The following is a 22,003-nucleotide window of genomic DNA, read 5'->3' on the forward strand; positions in this document are numbered from 1 at the left end:
TGAACCGCTTCACAGGAATGTCGGGCGGAGGATGGTATTCATTGGGGGTTGCAGGACAATGAACGTCAGCGACGCTTACGCGTCGTTGCGATCGTTGCGGCTGCGACGCCGCTAGATCACGATCCGATTGGATAGAATCGGATCACGATCTCATTTCGTCGTTTGAGCATGATCTTCCTGCGCAAACGCTGCACGTTTGTCGCGAGGGAAAACCGGTTTCCACTTTTCCGGATCATGCTCCAGCAGATTTCCAGTGCCCGTCTCGTGTTGCCGTGTCGTACGGCGGTTTTTTGAAGGAGCACGCCATGAAATCTTCCTCGGTCATTTCCCAAATGCTGTTGGCAACTGCCATGATTGCAGGCCTCGCCGAAGCGGCGCGAGCCGATGTGATCATGGACTGGAATGCAAAGGCTGATGCGATCGCGGTGGAAAAGCAAATCCTGCCGGCCGGTCAAAGCCGCGCGCTGTCGATGATGCATGTCGCGATGTTCGAGGCGGTGAACGCCATTGACCACAGATATGCGCCGTACAAATTCACGCTCAGCGCCGATCGCTCGACTTCGAAGGAAGCTGCCGCCGCGACAGCCGCGCATGATGTACTGGTCTCGATTTATGTCGATCGGAAATCCGATCTCGATTCCGCATTGTCGGCGTCGCTCTCGGCTGTTGCCGATACCGATGCGAAGTCGGCGGGCATCGATCTCGGGAGGAAGGCGGCCGCCGCCATCATTGCGCTCCGTGCAAATGATGGAAGCGCGGCACAGGAGAGCTATCGCCCCTATACCAGGCCCGGTGTCTACGTTCCGACTTCGGTGCCTGTGTTCAGCACCACGGGCGCGACCACCCCGTGGGTCATGACGACGGGCTCGCAATTCCGGCCCGATCCGCCGCCCGCGCTCGATTCCGAGACCTGGACGCGGGATCTCAATGAAATTCGCGAAGTCGGCGCACGCAACAGCACCACGCGCACGGCAGAGCAAACGACGATGGGCCGCTTCTGGTTCGTGGTTGGCGCTCGTACCTACAATCCCATCGTCAAGCAGGCCGCGATCGCGAAGGGCATGGACATTGTCGACTGCGCCCGGCTCTTCGCGCTTACTTCGATGGCGGGCAATGACGCGATCGTCGCGGTCTTCGATGCCAAGTATCGCTACAATTTTTGGCGGCCTGTCACGGCGATACGCAACGCCGACATCACCGGAAATTCGGCAACGCCACGCGATGCGTCATGGTTGCCGTTGGGCGAAACCCCGATGCATCCGGAATATCCGTGTGCGCACTGCATTACGTCCGCTGCGGTCGGGGCCGTTCTGCAAAGCGTCGTCGGAGACGAGTTTGGGGAGTTCTCGCTCACCAGCCCGACCGCCCCCGGCGTGACGCGCAAATGGACGCGGATCCAGGATTACAGTGACGAGGTGGCCAACGCACGCATCTACGCCGGTTTTCACTATCGATTTTCTACCGAAGTTGGAAAACAGATGGGCAGGAAGATCGGCGAGTTGACCATGGCGACCCAGCTTCGCGGTGTGGAAGCCAGGGCAGATCCAAAGCCTTGACGCCTTGGCGTTCGGCGGCGGCCGGCTCTCACGGTCGACCGCCGAATGCTTACACCATTTCCGGTGATGCTAGTCCGGCTTGCCATCGCAAAGTTATACAACTAAGGTACTAACATACGGGGCAGCAGAGAGGCGCCGCTGTATTTAAGCATTTGACGGAGGCTTCGCTATGGGCGGTATCTTCCGAGACTCTAATCTTCAAGACAAAGTTGCTGATTTTTCATACCAGAACGACGCTCTCGCGGAGATGATCGTCGAAGCGTGGATCGACCCTACTTTCGAAACGCAAGTGACAACGAGACTGGCAAACGGTACCTCGCCGAATGCCAAGGCTGAGCTTGAGGCGCGCGGCTTTTATTTTTCAAATCCCGTCGTGGTCACGGAAACCGAATACAATGATGGTTTTCACTTGACGGATCCCCAAACCGGAATCGTTTTTGTGATCCCGGACCGATCACGTATTGGGACGCCTCCGAAGCACCAGTCCCTCTTGGACACGGCCCGCTTGCTGATGGCCATTACGCCGAACGGAATCTAGCGCGGTCGAGACTGGGCCTGAGTTGTGTTTTTAGCGGGGTTCGCGCGGATCGTGCGAGGTGCGATCGCGTGCGGCCGCTCGGATATGGAGGTGTGGAATGGCGCCCCTGGTCACGGAGTGGGTCAACGTTAACGACAAGACTTCGATCATCGCCCGCGAGTCGGGAGAGGTGTGGTTTCATTCCCCGCGCGGCGCAAAGGAATACACAGATCCATTTGCGATTCCGATGACGGGCGTAGGTGCCAGGGGCAGCACGATCGGGCTGCTCGACGGCGCCATCAATCTCGGATTTGCCAGAATTGAGGGGCGCCTCGCCAGCCCGGCGCCGACGCTCGTCGGCTACATCGTCGCCATCGTGGGCGCCTACCACACATCTGTCCATACGCCGCGGAATCTCCAGCGCGCCGCAAGGCGATTCAACGAATTGGGGAGGCCGGAAGTTGCGGCTTATCTTGAAGAGCGCGCGCGCGAGGAGACCGGTCACGACCGGCTTGCGCTCAAGGATCTTCACGCGCTGGGCCTGCCTGCCGAGCGATTGGTCGCCAACTTCATCCCCGAGGGCATCAAGCCGCTCTGCGAGCGCTTCGATGAGCTTTGCGTCCAGGATTACCCGATCGGCTGCATCGGCTATTCCTATTGTCTGGAGCGCATCGCCGCGCTCAAGCAGAAGGCCGATATCGAGAGGGTGCAGGCACTATGCCCTGATGGCGTCGATGCGACTCGCTTTCTCCGAAGTCACAGTTGCCTTGGGAGCGAGGTCGCTCATGTGGAAGAGACGATCGAGTTTGTCGCCTCGCTTCCCCCGAGCGACCGCATCAGCGTCGTCCAGGAGACGTATGAATCGGCTTTGATCATGGCCGAGGGATATAATCACGAGCTGCTAAAATCCGAGGCGGAGATGCTCGACGAGCTGCAGCAGGCGGTCGGAGAGGCACTTCCGTATCGTCTCAGTTAGGGCCTTCGTAAAGTATGAGGCGCGTTGCTCGGCCCTCGGCGTGATCGGAACGGCGTGACAGTCGTCGCAGTCTGGCGCGCGTCGAGGTACAAGGAACGAGGGCCTCTGCAATGGCGAGGACAAGCACCGAGCTGACCGACTGGCTGTGTGGACACGGCCTGGGTCAGTACGCCCAGGCCTTCGCCGACAACAACATCGAATACTCGGTCCTTCCTGATTTGACGGACAATGATCTCAGGAAGCTTGGCATCAATTCCCTGGGTCACCGCAAGAAGCTGCTGAAGGCCATCGAAGCCTTGACGGCAGCGAAGTTCGGCGTGGCGTCCGCCTCGGTCCTGCCGCAGCGCGAAGCGGAATTCCGCCAGATCACGGTGATGTTCAGCGATCTGGTCGGCTCTACGCAGCTTTCAGAGGCGCTGGACCCGGAGGATCTGCAGAAACTCATTGACGCGTATCGGGGGGAATGCAGCACCGCGATCCGGCGCTACGGAGGCGAGGTCGCGCGCTACTTCGGCGATGGCGCGATGGCGTTCTTCGGTTGGCCCTATGCGCATGAGGACGACGCCGTTCGTGCCACTCATGCGGCACTGGAGATCGTTTCCAGAGTTGCGAAGATTCCAGGGCCGGTCACCCTGACGTGCCGGGTGGGCGTCTGCTCCGGTCCCGTCGTGGTCGGCGAAACCGGGGACAGCGGCACGTGGTCGATGGACGCGGTAGGGGAGACGCCGAACATCGCCGCGCGTCTGCAGACACTTGCCGCCGCCAACACGGTGGTCGTTTCGGAATCGACCAGGCGACTCGTATCGGCGGCCTTCGATTTTCAGGACCTCGGTCTCCAGGAGCTCAAAGGTGTAAGCGAATCCGTTCACGTCTATCGCGTGCTCTCGGCAAAGCACACCGCCAACCGCTTCGAGGCGGCGCATACGGGCTCCCTTACGCCGCTGATCGGGCGCTCCAGCGAGCTTTCGCTGCTGCTCGACCGATGGCAGAAGGCCAAGGAGGGCGACGGCCAGGTCGTATTCCTTTCGGGCATTCCCGGAGTCGGAAAATCGAGGCTTCTCCACGAACTGAAATCGCGTGTCGAGGATGAGCCGCACGTCCTGCTTCACCATCAGTGCTCGCCCTATCACAGTCAGAGCGCGTTCTTCCCTGTCATTGAGCAGATCGAGCAGGCGGCACAACTGACGGCGCGCGAGCCCGATGCGGATAAGCTTGCGAAGCTCAAGGCCTATCTTCCGCACCCGATCGATGGCGCGATGGAGCCGGTCGCGTTGATCGCGAAGCTGCTGTCGATCCCCTCGGAAAACGACGAACTGTCAGGGCTTACGCCGAGGCAAGTGAAGAACAGGACGATCTCTACCCTGGTCGACATCCTGTTGGCATTTTCCGCTCAACGCCCGACGCTCTGCATCTTCGAGGATGCGCATTGGCTCGATGCGTCGACCCTCGAGCTGCTCGAACTGGTCACCAGCCGCATCGATCGCGCCCGCGTGCTGCTGATCGTATCCTGCCGGCCTGAATTTCGTCCCGGGTGGATCACTCACGCGAACACCACCTTGCACTCGCTCACCCGGCTGTCGCACAGCGAAGTGAGGGCGATGATCCGGGAGCTCTCGAGCGGCGCGAGCATGCCCCAGCCGTTGCTCGAGCAGATCATCGAAAAGGCCGACGGCGTCCCGCTATTCATCGAGGAGCTGACAAACAGCACGTTGAGCGCGCCCTTGCGGGGTCGAGGCGCTGTCGAGCGCAAGATGCAAACGGCATTGCTCAGGGTTCCGGACACGCTAAGCGACGCCTTGATGGAGCGGCTCGACCGGGTCGCGCCGAGCCGCAGACTTGCACAGATCGCGGCCGTGATCGGACGGGAGTTCTCCTATGATCTCCTGTCGGCTGCATCGCAGGTTGCCGAGGGGGATATGCTGTCGGCGCTTACACTGCTCGAACGCGCCGATATCATTTACCGGGTCGATGTTTCGCCGTTCGTGCGTTACGCCTTCAAGCACGTGCTGCTGCGCGATGCGATCTACGACTCCCTGCTCAAGAGCAAGCGGCTGCAGTTCCACGCCGATATCGCCACCATCCTTGAGCATGACTTTCCGGAGCTTGCCGAAAATCAGCCCGAGGTTCTCGCCTATCACTATCAGGAGGCCGGCAATCATCCACTTGCGATTCGCTGCTGGTTCAAGTCCGGGCAACGCGCGCTTGCGAATTCCGCCAACGTCGAGGCCATCGGCAATTTTCGAAAGGCGCTTCAGCTTCTGAACGCCATGCCGGACACGCTCGAGCGGACCAGGCAGGAGATCGACATTCAGTTGGCGTTGGGCATACCCCTCATTGCTGTGCAGGGCTATGCCTCTGCGGAAACGCGCGAAGCCTTTTCGCAGGCGCGTGCGCTCTGCCTGCGGCTCGGCAACATTCCCGAATATCTCCAGGCGCTGTTCGGGCTGTGGGGGAATTTGTGGATGTCGGGCAAGAATGATGAAGCGCTCGGCATGGCCGAAGAATTCCTCTCGCGGGCTCAGGCATTGTCCGACGCCGTGCCGCCAATGGTCGCTCATAGAATGATGGGCAGCTCGTTATTGACGATCGGTGACTTTCGATCCTCGGCTGACCATTTCGAGCAGTCGATCAAGCTTTCGATGAACAAGGAAAGGCCGCCGCTATACCATCTCTATATGGTCGAGCCGCAGGCGGCGTCGCTGCTGCTCCTGTCCTGGGATTTGTGGTTCCTCGGCTATCCCGACCAAGCGCTCGCGCGGGTCTCGGAAGCGCTTGCCTTGGCGCGAGATCTTCGCCACCCCTATACCGTAGCTTTCGCGCATTACATGACCTCGGTCGTGCACCTCCTGCGCGGCGAGGCCGATCTCGCCTTCGAGAACGCCGAAAAGAGCCTCGGAGTGTCGCGAGAGCAGCGGTTCTCGCTCTACGCGATCCTGTCGCGAATTTCGCGCGGCCGGGCACTCGGCGACCTCGGCCGGATCGAAGAGGCCCGCGCCGAGATCGCTCGCGGGCTCGACGAGGCCCGGCAGAACAACGTCGGTTTCATGCTGCCGATGATGGAGAGCTGGCTCGCGGAGATGCACGCCAGGGCAGGAGAAAATGAGTACGCGCTATGGATCGTCGGGCAGACCCTGACAAATCTCGATGACGTGACAGGCAGGTCATGGGAATCGGAATTGCATCGGCAAAGAGCGCAGCTTGTACTGGCGCCCGATCCATCGAACGTTTCGGAAGCCGAATCCTGCCTGAAGAAGTCCATCGAAGTGGCACGTGGCAAAAGCGCCAAATCCCTGGAGTTGCGCGCCTCGATAGACCTTGCCGAACTCTGGCGCGGGCAAGGAAGGCTTGACGCGGCCCGCGCGCTATTGGAGCCAATCTGCGGCTGGTTCGACGAGGGGGCCGAGACGGGCGACCTCAGGCGAGCGCGCGCGGCTCAGGCCGCGGCGCTCTGATCCTCGTCGCCGGCGGTCCACGGCTCCGCCGGCGCGAGGTCCGCGTGCTGCCTGCCGCTTCGACACCAACTGAAACTTATGAAATCACTACATGGACCTTATATCAGCGGCCCAAAACCTTATGCTGTCTTGATATCGGCCCTGCTAGCGTTGGCTGACGCTGCTATTTGGAACCGATTCGAGAGGAATGTGGCGCTCAGCCGCGCGCCAGGACGGCCATGGAGGCATTCCTACCCAACATCCTGCTGATCGACCCGGATCGCGCCATGCATACGTTGCTGCGCCGCGACCTGTGTGGCCACGGATATAGCCTGATGACGGCAAGCAACACGCGGCAGGCGCTCGCGTTGCTGCGCATGGAGCCCAATCTCGCCCTTCTCGAGCTCGAGCTGCCTGATACGAGCGGTCTTGAACTGCTGAGCCGTCTTCGGGAAAAAGGAGAGGACCTTCCAATCATCGCCTTCTCGGAAAACGGCGATATCCGCACCAAGATCCAGGCGCTCGACCTTGGCGCCTGCGACTTCCTCCAAAAACCCTTTGACGTCGAGGAGCTTGCGGCGCGAATACGGGTCGCTCTCAGGGGGCGCTTTGCGTACCGCGTCGAGCAACCCGTTTATCGTCTCGCCCAGCTTGAGGTGGACCTGCGTCGTCGCATGGTCAGGCTCGCAGAGGAGGAGATCCATCTATCACCGAAAGAATATGATCTCTTGCGCCTTTTCGTCGTGCACGCCGGCAAGGTGCTCACCCACCAATTCCTCATGAGCGAACTATGGGAGGAAAAGGTGGATACGCAGTTCTTGCGGGTCTATGTGCGCCAGCTCAGAAGCAAGATCGAGGAAGATCCGACGCATCCCAGATATCTGCTCACCCAAATGGGCGTTGGCTACCGCCTCTGCCCTCCCGACGCGGCGAGCAATCCCCACTAAAGCGTTTTCTTCACGCGAACCGCTCGAAAACGCTCTGGCATCTTTATGCCATCCTTACGCGTGGGCATAAAAACTCAGCACCAATCTTGCATGCGACGCACTAAATGCGTGCCGGCAATCCGAGCAAAAAAAGGAGCCGGCACGCATGTCGTGCAATCACCCATCACCTGGATCAAAGCCGCAACCAACGCGGCTTGTCGCCGACGCGCACACCCCGATCATTTCGCCGCGGTCCCCGACTTCCCCAGATCTCGAGCGAGGTCAGCAATGTCCGCTGCCTTAATGACCTGGCTGGCCGGCGTCTGTGCCATCGGCCTTTTCGTCTACCTGTTCTATGCCCTCGTGAAGCCAGAGCGCTTCTGAGAGCAGGGCAGGGATCGCAACAACAAACCTGGCAGCAACTATGGGCGACCTCATATTCGTGGCGGTGACGCTCCTCTTCTTCGTACTCTCGGCAGGGTTCATCGTGGCCCTGGACCGGATTTGAGGGCGTTCACATGGTCCAAGACATCACTCAATTCGTTCTCATCCTTGCGATCATGACCGGCCTGGTCGTGGTCGTCGGCAAATGGATGACGCATTTATTCACCAGTCCCGCCGACAACATGATCGAGCGTGGCACGTACCGGATTCTCGGCATCAATCCTTCGGAAAAAATGTCCTGGAACCGCTACGGCATGGTGCTGCTGCTCAGCAACGCCGCAATGATGCTGCTCGGCTATCTGATCCTGCGCTTGCAAGAATATCTGCCCGGCGATTCGCTTGCGCGCGCGTCCCAGACGCCGGATCTGGCCTTCAACACCGCCGCGTCGTTCATCACCAACACCAACTGGCAGTCCTATTCGGGCGAATCGAGCCTGTCGAATTTCTCGCAGATGGCTGTCATCACGTTTCTCATGACGGTGAGCGCCGCGACCGGCGTTGCGGCGGCAGGAGCCTTCATCCGGGGGCTCAGCCGGAAGAGCGCGGCAGACATCGGCAACTATTGGGTCGACTTCACCCGCGTCACGTACCGCCTGCTTCTGCCAATCTGCTTCGTCATGGCGCTCGTCTACGTCTGGCAGGGCATGCCGCAGACACTGAGTGCCGATGCAATGGCGACCACGCTCGAAGGCGCCAAGCAGCAGCTCATTGTCGGGCCGGTTGCAAGCCTGGAGTCGATCAAGCACATCGGCACCAATGGCGGTGGCTTCTTTGCCATGAACGCCGCGCACCCGTTCGAGAATCCGACCCCTTTCACCAACACGCTGCATATCCTCAGCATGCTGCTGATTCCGTCGGCGCTGACCTATGTCTTCGGCTCCATGATCTTGCGCCGCCGACAGGGCTGGGCGTTCTTCGCCGCCTTCCTTGTGATGTTCCTCGGTTTCCTTGCGCTGGTCTACGGTTCCGAGCAGTCAGGCAATCCGCTGCTGTCTCCGATGGGCGTCGACCAGGCGCAGACGGCGCTGCAGGCCGGAGGCAATATGGAAGGCAAGGAGCTGCGCTTCGGTATCGCCCAGACCAGCCTGTTCGTAACGACCACAACGGCGGCAACGACCGGCTCGGTCGACTCCATGCACTCGTCGCTTACGCCGCTCGGCGGTCTGGTGCCGATCGCACAGATGATGCTGAACAACGTGTTTGGCGGCGACGGCGTGGGCCTCATCAATCTCGTCACCTATGCGATCCTGACGGTGTTCCTGGTCGGCATGATGATCGGGCGGACGCCTGAGTTTCTTGGCAAGAAGGTCGAGGCGCGTGAGATGAAATACGTGATGCTCGCGGTGCTGGCCCATCCGTTCAGCATCCTGGGCTTCACCGCACTCGCGTGTCTGATGCCTTCCACGCTGGCAAGCCTTGCCAACCAGGGACCGCACGGCTTCAGCGAGGTGCTCTACGCCTACACCTCGGGCACCGCCAACAATGGCTCGGCCTTTGCCGGCCTCAACGCCAACACGCCGTTCTTCAACACGACGATCGGCCTGGCGATGCTGGTCGGGCGCTATCTGACCCTGCTGCCAATGTTGGCGGTCGCGGGCGCGCTCGCGGCCAAGAAGACCATCCCGGAAGGTCCGGGAACGTTGTCGGCAGCGACGCCTCTGTTCACCGGACTGCTTGTCTTCGTGATCCTCGTCGTCGGCGGCCTGACGTTCCTGCCGGCTCTGGCTCTCGGCCCGATTGTCGAGCACCTGATGATGCTCGCCGGCACGACATTCTGAGGAAAGATCCTATGCGTAACGAACGAACCATCATCCCTGCTTCCGCGTCGGTCTCGCAGTCGTCCTTCAAGGGCGTCGCCCGGCCGGTTCTGGTCTCCGCCGTGTTCTTCATGGTGGTGACCGGAATAGCCTATCCGCTGCTGACCACCGGCGTCGCCAACATCCTCTTCCCTGATCAGGCCCAAGGAAGCCTGATCGTGGCGAATGGCCAGGCCGTCGGCTCCCGGGTCATCGGGCAGTATTTCACCAAGCCGAGATACTTCCACGGCCGGCCGAGCGCGACCTCGGGTACGGATCCGGAAGATTCGTCCAAGACCGTCGACCAGCCTTACAATGCTGCGGCCAGTGGCGCGAGCAACCAGGGCGTCATCAGCAAGAAGCTGCTCGACGCGGTCGCCGAACGGACCAAGGCTTACCGCGAAGAGAATGGGCTTGCTGCGGATGCCCTCGTCCCAGTCGACGCCGTCACCGCGTCCGGCTCGGGCCTCGATCCGCACATCTCTGTCGCGAATGCCACGCTGCAAGCGGCGCGGATCGCGAGCGCGCGCGGATTGCCGGCGGAGAAAGTGCTGGAATTCGTGGATCGGAGCACGAGCGGTCCCCAACTCGGTGTCCTCGGCGATAGCAGGGTCAACGTCCTCGAACTCAATCTCGCACTGGATGCGGCCACTCTGGCTCATCGTGCCGCGGGGAAAGAAAGCGGATTATCATGGCACAAGTAGATACAACGGTCGCATACGGCGCAGCCGTCGGCGGCAGCCGCAAGCCCGTTGATTGGTCCTCGGTCATCAGCGAGGCCTTCAAGAAGCTGTCGCCGCGGGTTCAGGTGAAGAACCCCGTGATGTTCGTCGTTTATCTCGGCAGCATCATCGCCACGCTTCTCTGGCTCCAGGCGCTTCGAGGGAATGGCGAAGCTCCGGCGGGCTTCATCTTCGCGGTCGCTGCGTGGCTTTGGTTCACGGTTCTCTTCGCCAATGCCGCGGAAGCATTGGCTGAGGGGCGGGGCAAAGCGCAGGCCGATGCGCTCCGCGCGACGCGCCAGCGGGTGATCGCGCGCGTCCTCAAGGAGCCGAACCGCGTGAGCGAGTCCTGGCCGATGCCAAGCGACGAACTCTCCATTGGAACCTACATCCTGGTCGAGGCCGGCGGAATCATCCCTGCGGATGGCGAAGTGATTCAGGGCGCGGCTTCGGTCGACGAATCCGCGATCACCGGTGAATCGGCGCCGGTGATCCGCGAAGCCGGCGGAGACTTCTGCTCCGTCACGGGCGGCACCCGCGTCCTGTCCGACTGGATCATCGCACGCGTCACGGCCAATCCCGGCGAGGCCTTCCTCGACCGCATGATCGCCATGGTGGAAGGGGCCAAGCGCGGCAAGACGCCGAACGAGATCGCCCTGACGATCCTGCTCGTCGCACTCACGCTGATCTTCCTCCTGGTCTGCGTGACGCTCCAGCCGTTCTCGAGCTTTGGTACGACCGTCAACGGCTCAGGTTCGGTGGTGACGATCACGGTGCTGATCGCGCTGCTCGTCTGCCTGATCCCGACAACCATCGGCGCATTGCTCTCGGCGGTTGGCATCGCGGGCATGAGCCGGATGATGCGGGCCAACGTGCTCGCGACATCGGGGCGCGCCATCGAGGCGGCCGGCGACGTCGATGTCCTGCTTCTCGACAAGACCGGAACGATCACGCTCGGCAATCGCGAGGCCACCAAGTTCCACCCGGCCCCCCGCGTCGACGAGCGCACGCTCGCCGACGCGGCCCAGCTTGCGTCGCTTGCCGACGAGACGCCGGAGGGCCGCTCGATCGTGGTGCTTGCCAAGAACTCGTTCAACATCCGCGGCCGCGAGCTTCACAGCGCGGAAGCGATCGCCTTCAGCGCCCACACGCGTATGAGCGGCATCAACATCGACGGCCGGCAGATCCGCAAGGGTGCGGCAAGCGCAATCCGCGCCCATGTCGAGGCGATTGGAGGGATATTCCCGCAGGAAGTGAGCCAGATCGTTAGTGATGTCTCCCGGCGCGGCAGCACGCCGCTGGTCGTCAGCGACGACGTCAACATCCTCGGCGTCATCGAGCTGAAGGACATCATCAAGGGCGGAATCAAGGAACGCTTTGCCGAGCTGCGCGGCATGGGCATCAAGACCGTGATGATCACGGGCGACAACAAGCTCACCGCCGCTGCGATTGCGGCCGAAGCCGGCGTCGACGACTATCTCGCGGAGGCTACTCCCGAGGACAAGCTGCGGCTCATCCGCGAATATCAGGCGGAGGGACGGCTTGTCGCCATGACCGGCGACGGAACCAACGACGCTCCTGCGCTGGCGCAGGCCGATGTCGCTGTCGCGATGAACAGCGGCACGCAGGCCGCCAAGGAGGCCGGCAACATGGTCGACCTCGACAGCAATCCGACGAAGCTGCTGCGCGTTGTCGAGGTCGGCAAGCAGATGATCATGACGCGCGGCGCGCTCACGACCTTCAGCGTCGCCAACGACTTGGCGAAATACTTCGCCATCATCCCGGCCGCGTTCGTCGCAACCTATCCGCCGCTCGCAACCCTCAACATCATGCATCTCCACAGCCCGGCGTCGGCGATTCTGTCCGCGGTGATCTTCAATGCGCTGATCATTGTGATCCTGATCCCGCTCGCCCTGCGCGGGGTCAAATATCGGGCCGAGCCGGCGGCGCGCCTGCTGAGCCGGAACCTGCTGATCTACGGGGTGGGTGGGATCATCGTACCATTTGTTGGTATAAAGGCGATCGACATCCTGCTGGCGCCGTTCTTCTGAGGTGCTTCTCGCGGAGGCAGAAGGCGGGATCGAGGTTAGACAGTACACGATGACGGATCCGCGACCTGATCCTGACGATCTTCTCGAGGTCGTAAAGGATGAAGACCATCGCTCAAAGCGCGGGCAACTGAAGATATTCTTCGGCGCCTGCGCGGGCGTGGGGAAGACCTTCGCGATGCTTCAGGCGGCGCGCCAGCGCCAGGCCGAGGGTGTCGCAGTCGGGATCGGGATCGTCGAAACCCATGGGCGCAAGGATACCCAAGAGCTGATGGAGGGGCTTTCCGTACTGCCGCGCAAGATGATGAGCGGCAACGGAAGGCCTACTGCCGAGTTTGATCTCGATGGCGCGCTTGCGTCGGGATGCAGGCTCCTGGTTGTCGACGAGTTGGCGCACACCAACGTCGCCGGCAGCCGCCACGCCAAACGCTGGCAGGATGTCGAGGAATTGCTCGGTGCGGGCATCGACGTCTATTCAGCGCTGAACGTCCAGCATCTCGACAGCCTCAACGATATCGTCGGCGGCATCATCGGGGTCCGGGTCAGGGAAACCGTTCCGGATCGCATCTTCGACGCCGCAACCGATGTCATCCTCGTTGATCTGCCGCCCGATGACCTGCTGGCGCGCATGAACGCGGGCAAGGTCTATCTGCCGGTTTCGATCGAGCGCGCGCGGCAGAACTTTTTTCGCCGCGGCAATCTGATCGCCCTGCGCGAGCTGGCGCTTCGGCGCGTCGCCGACCGGGTCAATTCCGATGTGCGGACTTATCGCGTTTCCCATGCCATCAAGACGGTCTGGCCGACCCGGGAACTGCTCATGGTCTGCGTCAGCGCCGACCGCTCGCAGGAGAAACTGGTCCGCGAAGGCGCGCGGCTTGCTCAGCGGCTGCACGCCAAGTGGATCGTGGTTCATGTCGACCAGCCGTACCATGGCGACGATACGAGGGCCCGAGAAACGCTGCTTAGTATTGCTGCTTCCGCCCAGGCTGCGGGGGCGGAGTTTGCCAATGTCCCCGGACAGGACGTGGCCGAAACCCTTCTGGACTACGCCCGCAAGCGCAACGTCACCAAGCTCATCGTCGGTAATCCGGCCGGTCGGAGCTTCATGCCTTTCAGGCTGCGGCTTCAAGAGCGTATCGCGCGCGCCGCGCCGGAGATGGGCGTGATCTTGCTCAGCGTGAATGACGCCGGGCTCGCGATCAAGCGCAGGGTCGCGGATGAACCTCAGGGCTATGCCCGGGCTCTCGTGATCGCGACGCTTGCCTGCGGCGCGACGACCGCGGCTGCCGCCTGGCTGCTCCGCGTCTTCGATCTCTCCAACGTTGTCATGCTGTTCCTGATGACGGTGGTCTTCGTCGCCATGCGTCTCGGCCGGGTCGCCGGCGCCTGGGCGGCTTTGTTGTCTGTCGCCTGTTTCGACTTCTTCTTCGTCGAGCCGCGGCTGTCGTTCGCCGTCACCGACACACAGTATATTTTCACCTTTGCACTGATGCTGGTCGTGGCGCTCGTCATCAGTCAGCTCGCCGCTCGCATGCGCTCCGAGGCTCGGGTCGCTCGCGCCGGCGAACGTCGCGCGTCCGCGCTTGCCCGCATTGCGCGCGATCTGTCGAGCGCCATAAAAGTCGAACAGGTCATCTCGGTCTGTCGCGACGCGATCACGCCCTTGTTCGGCGCAAGGGTGATTCTCCTCGTTCCTGACAAGAAAGAGCGCCTCGTTTCGACAGAGGATGCTGGTCTCGTCGATCTGTCGGTGGCCCAGTGGACCTTGGACCATGCCCAGGAAGCCGGTCTCGGTACGCAAACATTGAACGCGGCCGACGCCCTGTATCTTCCGCTGAAGGCGTCGATGGCCACGAGGGGCGTGCTTGCCATCCTGCCGACTGATGCCTCTCTGTCAAACGATCCGGACGATCGACGGCTGCTGGATGCCTGCTGCTCATCGATCGGGCTTGCCCTCGAACGCATCCACTTTGTCGAGGTTGCTCAGGACACGCTGGTCCGCATGGAAGGCGAGAAGCTGCGCAATGCGCTCTTGTCGGCGGTATCTCACGATCTTAAGACGCCGCTCACCGCGATACGCGGCCTCGCCGAAACCCTCGAGCACACAAGGGAGCTTCCCGAGGACGACCGGAGCGACCTCGCACGTTCCATCCGCGTCCAGGCCGACGAGCTCAAGCGGCTCGTGAGCAATCTCCTCGACCTCGCACGGATGCAGAGTGAAGGTGTGCGTCTCAACAAGGAATGGCATTCACTTAGCGAGATCGTCGGCAGCGCACTGGCGCAATCGGCCGCGCTTCTCAAGCCAAGGACAATTCGAACCAACCTGCCGGCCGATCTGCCTCTCGTGGAGGTAGACGCGCCGCTGATCGAACGCGTGCTGATCAACCTGTTCGACAACGCCGCAAAATACACGCCGCCGACGAGCACCATCACGGTGCGGGGCGGCGCTTCGGGCGATTCCATGTATCTCGTCGTCGAGGATGACGGGCCCGGCTTGCCGACGACCGATCCCGACGCGCTGTTCGAGCCTTTCACCAGGGGCCAGAAGGAGTCGTCGATCACTGGTGTCGGCCTCGGTCTGGCCCTGTGTCGCAGTATCGTCGCGGCCCATGGAGGGAACATCCGGGCGGAAGCGCGCAAGCCGCATGGTGCGGCCTTTGAAATTCGGCTGCCGCTCGGCGCCCCTCCCGAAATCGAAAGTGAGGCTGTAAATGATCAAGCCACGCATTCTGATCGTTGAAGATGAAGCCGACATTCGCCGCTTTGTCCGCATGGCGCTCGAAAAGGAGGGCATGAGCGTTTTCGAGACCGCCACGAGCGAGGAAGCGCGTCTCAATGCGGGCACCCGGAAGCCGGATCTGATGATCATTGATCTTGGCCTGCCGGACGGGGACGGCAAGGCGCTGATCCGGGAAGTCAGGAACTGGGTTTCGGCACCCATCGTCGTGCTTTCGGCCCGCGAGCAGGAGACCGAAAAGGTCGAGGCGCTGGATGCCGGCGCTGACGACTATCTCGTGAAGCCTTTCGGCGTGCCCGAGCTGCTCGCGCGTGTGCGCGCACAACTGCGCCGCGCAAGCGCGGTGTCAAGCGGTGCGACAGCCTCGCCGGTGGTGAGATTTGGAGAGGTGACGATCAATCTGGCGACCCACGAAATCACGCGGGCAGGCGTATCCGTGCATCTGACGCCGAATGAATTCCGCCTGCTGGCCGCGCTCATCCGCGGTCACGGCAAGGTGCTCACGCATCGGCAATTGCTGCTGGACATCTGGGGGCCAGGCTATGCCGAGCGTGCCCACTACATCCGCATCTACATGGCCCAGCTTCGCCAGAAGCTCGAGGACGATCCCTCGCAACCGGTCCATCTAATCACGGAGTTGCAGGTCGGCTATCGCCTGTCCGGGCTGGAGATCCGAGAGGACGGCTAAAGCATGATCCGGAAAAGTGGAAGCCGGTTTTCCCTCGCGACAAACGCGAAGCGTTTGCGCGGAGATCATGCTCAAACAAAGAACTAAACCGGGATGACGACCCGAAGAGAAGTCGTCACGCTCTAGTGAAAATCGCCGCGCTCGATCCAGACAGTCATACCCGGCTCGAGGCCTGCCACCTCTCCCTGCGGGTCAAGGCGCAAGCGCAGCGTATTACGGTCATGATCGCCAATCACGCGCTCGGCCTGCCAGGTTGCAAAGACGCCGAGCGGCCGCAGTTCGGTGATGGCGCTTTTGATCGCGCCATCGGCGCCGCTCCGCATCACGTTCGCCGTTTCGCCCATCGCGAGACGACTGAGATGGTCTTCGCGCACATTGAATGAGAACCATTGCTTGCCTGCCGCCTCGACCATCAGGATCGGTTGGCCCGCGCGAACGTTCTCGCCCACTTCTGCGGCGATGACGCTGACCACACCGTCGGCCGGAGCACGCAAGACCATCTTGTCGAGGCGGCGCTCGAGCACCGCGACGGCGGCCGCTGCGGCCTGCACCTGCGCGTCGGCGATCGCGCGTTCCTCCCGGGTCGGACCCGCCACGGCGGCTTCGTAGTTCGCCTGGGCCTCGGCGACGTCGGCGCGTGCGCTCGCAGCGTCGTTTTCGGCCTGGTCAAGCGCCTGCTGGGACTCGAAGTTCTGGCGTGCCAGCGTGCTGGTCCTCGTGAGCTGGGCCTGCACATAGTCGAGGCGGGCGCTTGCCTTGGCGATTGCGGCTTTCAAAGAGTCGACCTGTTCACGACGAACTCCGGCGTCGACGTTGTTGCGATTCGCGGTTGCCGAGGCGAGGGCGGCACGCGCCTGGTCCAGCTGTGCCGTCAACTCCACCGCGGAGAGTTGCGCCAGGATGTCGCCGGCGCGCACGTGTGCGCCCTTCTTGACCGCAATCGACGTGAGTTGGCCGTTGACCTCCGGTTCCACCCTGACTTCGGTCGCCCGCACGACGCCAACGATTGCGGACGGCGATCCGGAACGACGGACGGAATAGATCAGAACGCCCGCGACGAGAACGAGCGCGATCGCAGCGATGGCGACAAGCCTAGCTTTGCGCATGTCCATGGCCTCTCTTGACGGCAAGCGCCGAGATCACGGCGAGCAGGAAATAGGCCAGCGCCAGGCACCACAGTCCGAGCCAGTCATGCGCGACTTCCCAGATGCCAGCACCGAGCTGGTTGATGCGCACGAGGCCGTCAATCGCTGAGTCGGCGGGGAACAGTCGACCCAGCGCGATGGCCGCCTCAGGGAGTGCCTCGCGCGGCCACGCGAAGCCGGCGGTGAAAAATTGAGGCAGGCTGGTTGCAAGGAGCAGGATGGTTGCGTTTTCCGGCCGCGTGAACCAGGCGCCGACGGCCTGTCCCATGAAGCTCGTCGCAAGCAAGAACACGGCAGCAAGCGCGAGGAGTTGTGGAAGATGCCCGAGCGTCGAAAAGCCGTAGATGCGCGGCAGCACAACGAGATAAAGCGCGAGCGCCGGAAGGTAAATCGTCAGATGGGCGACGCCGCGGCCGAGCACGCCCGCGAATACTCCGCCGCCGGTCGCCAGCGCAGTACGGGTCAACATCGCCGCACCAATCAGGAGCGTCTGCTGCAGGATCAGCACAAATGCGGCCGGGACGATGTAGCTCGCATAGCCGCCCACGGGGTTGAAGATCGGCTGCAGCAGAACGTCGGCTGGACTCGAGCTCGCCAGCTTCGCCTTGACAAGGCTTCCGTCCGAGCGTGCGCCTCGCGAAACGAGCTCGGATGTCAATGTTCCGACGGCCGTGGCGACCCCGCTTGCGGTCGATCTGAATATGAACAGGTAGGTGGCATCCGCGTAGATCGGAATGTGAGCGGTGATGCCCTTGAGCACGTCGCGCTCGGTGTCTGGCGGGATTTCGACGGCGGCAAAAGCCTTCCCGCGATCGATCGCGGTGCGCGCCTCGGCGAGTGTGTGGGCGCGAACCACGACGCTCAATGCCCCGCTCGCATCCAGCGTCTCGACGATCTGGCGGCTGAGATCGCTCAGATCGTTGTCGACGACCGCGATAGGAAGCTTGCGCAGGATCTGGTTCAGATAGGGTTGCGGATAATAAATGCCGTAAACCAGGGGAGCCAGGAACAGCAAGCTGAAGGCACTCCGTGTTCCGAGCACGCGCCGCCATTCCGCCATGAAGGCGCCGCCGACGCCTCGCGGCGGGCGGTCGATCTCTGATTGCTCGGCAGGTCGCGCCGCCTCAAACCAGCCCTTGCGCTTGAGGCTCGCCATGCGCAGCAATGCGAGGCCGGCAAAAAGTATTGTCAGGCCCGCGAGCGCCGCGAAGGGAAGCGCGGAGTCCGAGACCGGCAATCCCCGTGCCGCTTGCCCCAGCAACACGGCCATGTACCAGCGCAGCGGCAGGATCGCGCTCCAGGTTTGCGCAAACGCATTCATGCCGACCGTGGGGAAGCCGACGCCGGCGTAGCCGAATGCAGGTGAGGCAACGAGGCCCGCAAGTCCGAGCCCCGTCGCCAAGTCGCGGGCCAGGAGCTGCAGCAGGGCGCCCAGCGACAAATAGGCCACAATCAGGAGGCAGCCGGCGGCGATCATCAGCGGCAGGTCTCCCCTGAAGGGGATTTGCAGCACGCCCTCCAGGAAGAGCGGCACGGCCAGCATGATGATGAGGAAGATGCCGAAGAGGGGCGCGAGCTTGCCGACCAGCGCGACAACCGGATCGCCTCCGGCACTTTCGAGCCAGGCCCGCGCGTCGCGACGGCGGAATTCGGAGCCGACGGAATAGCCCGCGGCGAGCGTGATCACCACGTGGATGATCGTCGGCAGCAGCGCCCGCAGCAGGAACTGCGCATAGTTCTTTTGCGGATTGACAAGCGCGATGGTCTCCCCGGCCATCGTTCCGATCGACGCGGGCGCGGGCGCGGCGCGCTTGGCAGGGGCGGCCACCGCTGCCGCGGCTGAAAGCGCGTCGTTGAGGCCCGAGGACGCAATGCCAGCCGCCGTCAGGAACTGCTGGTTATAGAACCCGACAACCTGCGGGCGGCGTTGGGCCTTCAAGTCGCGCTCGAAATCCGGCGGGATATAGATCGCCGAGATCGCCTTGCCGGACCGTATGTCCTGCACGGCCGTGGACAAGGTGCCGGAGCGGTCGACGATATTGAGACTCGGAGATGCCGCGACATATTCCACCAGCGCACGCGAAGCGTCCGACTTGTCCTCGTCGACGACAGTCACTCCGAGGCCCCGGATGACCGGATGGCTGAAGACGGTCGTGAGGACCACGAACGCAAAGAGCGGCACGCCAAAGATCAAAAGCAGCGCCACACGATCATGAAACAGCCAGCTGCACTCGCGCTGTGCAACCAGCAGAAATCCCGGTCTCGCCGCCAGCCTCATTGCCGTGACTGCCAGTCAAGATAGGCGCTCATTCCCGGCCGCAGCTCGGGCACCGGCTGGACCGGATAGGCGCGGATCGAGAACGTCCGCAAGTCGAAATCGCCGGAAGCACGCGTGGCCCGCCAGCTCGCATATTCGCCCTTGGTTGCAACCAGCTTGACCTCGACGGTGACGCGGCGGTCAGCGAGAGCCGGAATACGGACATCAAATCGATCGCCGACCTTCAAGCCCTTGACGAGATCCTCGCGAAGATCGAAGTGCACCCAGACGTCCGCCAAATCGATCAAGGTCACGAGCGGCACGCCCGGCGATACATATTCGCCAGGCTCGATATTGCGCTGATAGACCTGCGAGGCGACGGGAGCATAGACCACGAGCTGATCGATGATCGATTGAACGCTCTGGATATCGGCATTGGCCTTTTCGACGTTGGCCCTGGAGATCGCCCGCTCCTCCTTTGTGTAGCCATTGACAGCCTGGTCGTAGCCCGATTTGGCCTGATCGACCGCGCGTTCGCTTTCGTGCAGCGCGTCGGTCACCTGGTCGAGACGGGCTTGCGGCGCATTGCCTTGCTGGGTCAATGTGTAAGTACGGTCAAAGGTCTTCTGGGCAAGCACCTGAGCAGCCTGCGCCCGTTCCATTTCCGCCTTCCGCGCCGCTATGGTCTCCACACGCGTTCCGACGAGGACGTTGGCGAGCTGGGCCTCCGCAACAGCCTTTGCCGTCCTCATTTGCTCGTGCTTGGCGAGTGTTTCGGGGTTGTCGATCCGTACGAGCACTGCGCCGGCCGGAACGTTCTGGCCACGTTCGACGGGTATTTCCTTGACCCGCCCGTCGACACGCGCGGCGATGTCAAGCCGTGTCGCATCGACCTCGCCCTGCACGAGAAGTGGCTCCGGTCGCAAGAGGTAGAACACGGAAAGCGCGACGATGACAGCTGCGACCACAGCGACGATGATGGAAGGAGTGCGTGTCGCGCTGCGTGCATTCTTCTCCGGTTGGGCACTTGCCGCCTCGGACGGACCTTGAGTTTCGTTACCAGAGGTCGGCGCGTCCATGGCTCACTCCACTCGGCTCATGACCAGGATACCACTTACCATGTCTTGATTGTTAAGCCATGTCCAATCGCGATGCGCTAGGGGCTGCGGTACGCAACATCACGCGAGGCGGTGGTTTCACCGACATCATGCAGGCATCAATGGACGCGAAGTAGGTGCGCAGTCGACGCTCGTATCCTGTCAGGCGGGGCGAGCACCGAGCAGTGTCTTCGGCTCCAAGTAAGCGTCTAGCCCGAAGGCGCCGTTCTCGCGGCCGAGGCCCGACTGTTTCATCCCGCCGAATGGCGCCAGCGGTTCGTGAGCGGCGCCGTTGATCACGACTCGACCGCTTTCGAGACGGGCGGCGATCCGCTCCGCACGGACCTGATCGCCGAAGACATAGGCCGAGAGGCCGTAGGTGGTGTCGTTGGCGATCGCTACGGCGTCGTCCTCGTCGCGATAGGCAAGGATCGCAAGCACCGGACCGAAGATCTCCTCGCGCGCGATCCGCATGTCGTTCCGGACATCCGTGAAGACCGTCGGGCGCACGAAATAGCCGCCAAGACCCTCAGGCTGGCCTTCGCTGCCCGTCAGCAGGCGCGCGCCTTCTTCGAGACCCAAGCGGATGTAGCGCTGGACCCGCTCCCATTGTGGCCGGCTCACCATGGGCCCGATGGTGGTCGAGGGATCGCGCGGATCGCCCACCTTCACCCGCGTCTCGATTGCCGCCTTGAGCCGCGCCTCGAACCCCGCGCGGCGGGTCTCGGACACGAGCACACGCGTCCCGGCGACGCAGGCCTGGCCCGAGTTCATGAAACCAGCCTCGATGATCCCCGGGATCACCGCGTCCGGATCGGCGTCGTCCAGGATGATGGTCGGCGACTTGCCGCCGAGCTCGAGCGTCACCCGTTTCAGGCTCTCCGCGCTGGCACGCACGATCGCCTTGCCCACGGCCGTCGAGCCGGTGAAGGAGATCTTGGCGACGTCCGTGTGGACGGTAATCGCGGCGCCGACGTCGGCGCCGCGCCCGTTGACCACGTTGTAGACGCCGGCGGGCAAGCCGGCTTCATGCAGGGCGCGCAGCACCACCTCGGTCTGGGTCGCGCTCATCTCGCTGGGCTTGATCACCGCCGTGCAGCCCGCGGCTATGGCATAAGCGAGCTTGTTGCAGATGAAGCCGGCGTTGGAGTTCCAGGGCGTGATCAACCCCACGACCCCGACCGGCTCCATCACGACGCGGGCCGTGCCGATCTCGCGCTCGAGCGGATAGTCGGTCAGCGTGCGCGCTGCAGCCAGGAAGGCATCGGCAGCGTAGTCCGCCATCCAGGTCGATCGTGAGACGGGCGCGCCGTATTCCTCGAGCACGGCCTCGCGCAGTTCTTCGACATGTGCACGCATCGCCCCGTGCAAGGCCTGCAGCATCTCGAGCCGTTCGTGCTTGCTGGTGCGCGCCATCCTGGGCAGCGCGCGCTTCGCCGCCGCGACCGCGGCGTTGACGTCTTCGACGTCGCCGAGCCGCACCTGGCCGATCACTTCGCCCGTTGCCGGATTGTGCAGGTCGAACAGTTCGCGGCCGTGAGGAGCGACGAGCCGGCCGTCGATATAGATGTGCTCGATGATGCGCATGTGATCTCTCCGCGTCTGATGCGGCTGAGATGGGTCTGGCGATTAATCGGGATTAGTGGCATTAAGCCGGATGAAT

At 62.6% G+C, this 22,003-nt stretch carries 15 protein-coding genes; 11 read left to right on the top strand and 4 right to left on the bottom strand.

The features are described from left to right. The first annotated feature begins 305 nt into the window (after positions 1-305). The 11 genes from K288_RS0117490 to K288_RS0117545 all read left to right on the top strand — a co-directional run bounded on the left by K288_RS0117490 (position 306) and on the right by K288_RS0117545 (position 15,841). The gene (locus K288_RS0117490) at positions 306-1,556 is read left to right on the top strand and encodes a vanadium-dependent haloperoxidase (RefSeq protein WP_043160120.1); all 1,251 of its coding nucleotides are present in this window, start codon (positions 306-308) and stop codon (positions 1,554-1,556) included. 169 nt (positions 1,557-1,725) lie between these two features. Beyond that, positions 1,726-2,094: a hypothetical protein gene (locus tag K288_RS0117495; RefSeq protein ID WP_027580722.1), complete on the top strand. Its 369-nt coding sequence runs from the start codon at positions 1,726-1,728 to the stop codon at positions 2,092-2,094. 97 nt (positions 2,095-2,191) lie between these two features. After that, a complete protein-coding gene (locus tag K288_RS45790; RefSeq protein WP_051334590.1) occupies positions 2,192-3,049 on the top strand; it encodes a hypothetical protein in 858 nt (285 codons plus the stop codon). A gap of 110 nt (positions 3,050-3,159) precedes the next feature. Beyond that, entirely contained in the window at positions 3,160-6,501 is a 3,342-nt protein-coding gene (locus K288_RS45795; protein WP_043160102.1) for an adenylate/guanylate cyclase domain-containing protein, read from the top strand. 218 nt (positions 6,502-6,719) lie between these two features. Next, positions 6,720-7,427, top strand: a complete 708-nt coding sequence (locus tag K288_RS0117510; RefSeq protein ID WP_027580723.1) for a response regulator transcription factor — start codon at positions 6,720-6,722, stop codon at positions 7,425-7,427. 267 nt (positions 7,428-7,694) lie between these two features. After that, the gene (kdpF, locus tag K288_RS52435; protein ID WP_152535570.1) at positions 7,695-7,790 is read left to right on the top strand and encodes a K(+)-transporting ATPase subunit F; all 96 of its coding nucleotides are present in this window, start codon (positions 7,695-7,697) and stop codon (positions 7,788-7,790) included. A gap of 134 nt (positions 7,791-7,924) precedes the next feature. Next, positions 7,925-9,628 (top strand): potassium-transporting ATPase subunit KdpA, encoded by a 1,704-nt coding sequence (gene kdpA / locus K288_RS0117525; RefSeq protein WP_027580724.1) that lies wholly within the window; start codon positions 7,925-7,927, stop codon positions 9,626-9,628. 11 nt (positions 9,629-9,639) lie between these two features. After that, positions 9,640-10,350, top strand: a complete 711-nt coding sequence (gene kdpC / locus K288_RS45800) for a potassium-transporting ATPase subunit KdpC (protein WP_043160103.1) — start codon at positions 9,640-9,642, stop codon at positions 10,348-10,350. Next, positions 10,338-12,419, top strand: coding sequence for a potassium-transporting ATPase subunit KdpB (kdpB, locus tag K288_RS0117535; RefSeq protein WP_027580725.1), 2,082 nt, complete (start codon positions 10,338-10,340; stop codon positions 12,417-12,419). Before kdpC ends, kdpB begins: the two co-directional genes overlap by 13 nt. Positions 12,420-12,468: 49 nt before the next feature. Beyond that, a complete protein-coding gene (locus K288_RS0117540) occupies positions 12,469-15,156 on the top strand; it encodes a sensor histidine kinase KdpD (protein ID WP_027580726.1) in 2,688 nt (895 codons plus the stop codon). Then, entirely contained in the window at positions 15,128-15,841 is a 714-nt protein-coding gene (locus K288_RS0117545) for a response regulator (RefSeq protein WP_027580727.1), read from the top strand. Before K288_RS0117540 ends, K288_RS0117545 begins: the two co-directional genes overlap by 29 nt. 122 nt (positions 15,842-15,963) lie before the next feature. Here K288_RS0117545 and K288_RS0117550 read toward each other — a convergent pair whose 3' ends face one another. The 4 genes from K288_RS0117550 to K288_RS0117565 all read right to left on the bottom strand — a co-directional run bounded on the left by K288_RS0117550 (position 15,964) and on the right by K288_RS0117565 (position 21,927). After that, positions 15,964-16,815 carry a biotin/lipoyl-binding protein gene (locus K288_RS0117550; protein ID WP_244443167.1) on the bottom strand — a complete coding sequence of 284 codons (852 nt, stop codon included), beginning with the start codon at positions 16,813-16,815 and terminating at the stop codon, positions 15,964-15,966. Between the two features lie 118 nt (positions 16,816-16,933). Next, positions 16,934-19,264 (bottom strand): ABC transporter permease, encoded by a 2,331-nt coding sequence (locus K288_RS0117555; protein WP_027580729.1) that lies wholly within the window; start codon positions 19,262-19,264, stop codon positions 16,934-16,936. Continuing rightward, complete coding sequence (locus K288_RS0117560; protein WP_027580730.1) at positions 19,261-20,322, bottom strand: efflux RND transporter periplasmic adaptor subunit; 1,062 nt, start codon at positions 20,320-20,322, stop codon at positions 19,261-19,263. The genes K288_RS0117555 and K288_RS0117560 overlap by 4 nt, the downstream gene beginning before the upstream one ends. A gap of 180 nt (positions 20,323-20,502) precedes the next feature. Next, positions 20,503-21,927, bottom strand: coding sequence for an aldehyde dehydrogenase family protein (locus K288_RS0117565; RefSeq protein WP_027580731.1), 1,425 nt, complete (start codon positions 21,925-21,927; stop codon positions 20,503-20,505). Positions 21,928-22,003 lie beyond the last annotated feature (76 nt).

It is taken from the genome of Bradyrhizobium sp. Ai1a-2 (assembly GCF_000426245.1).
Classification (GTDB): domain Bacteria; phylum Pseudomonadota; class Alphaproteobacteria; order Rhizobiales; family Xanthobacteraceae; genus Bradyrhizobium.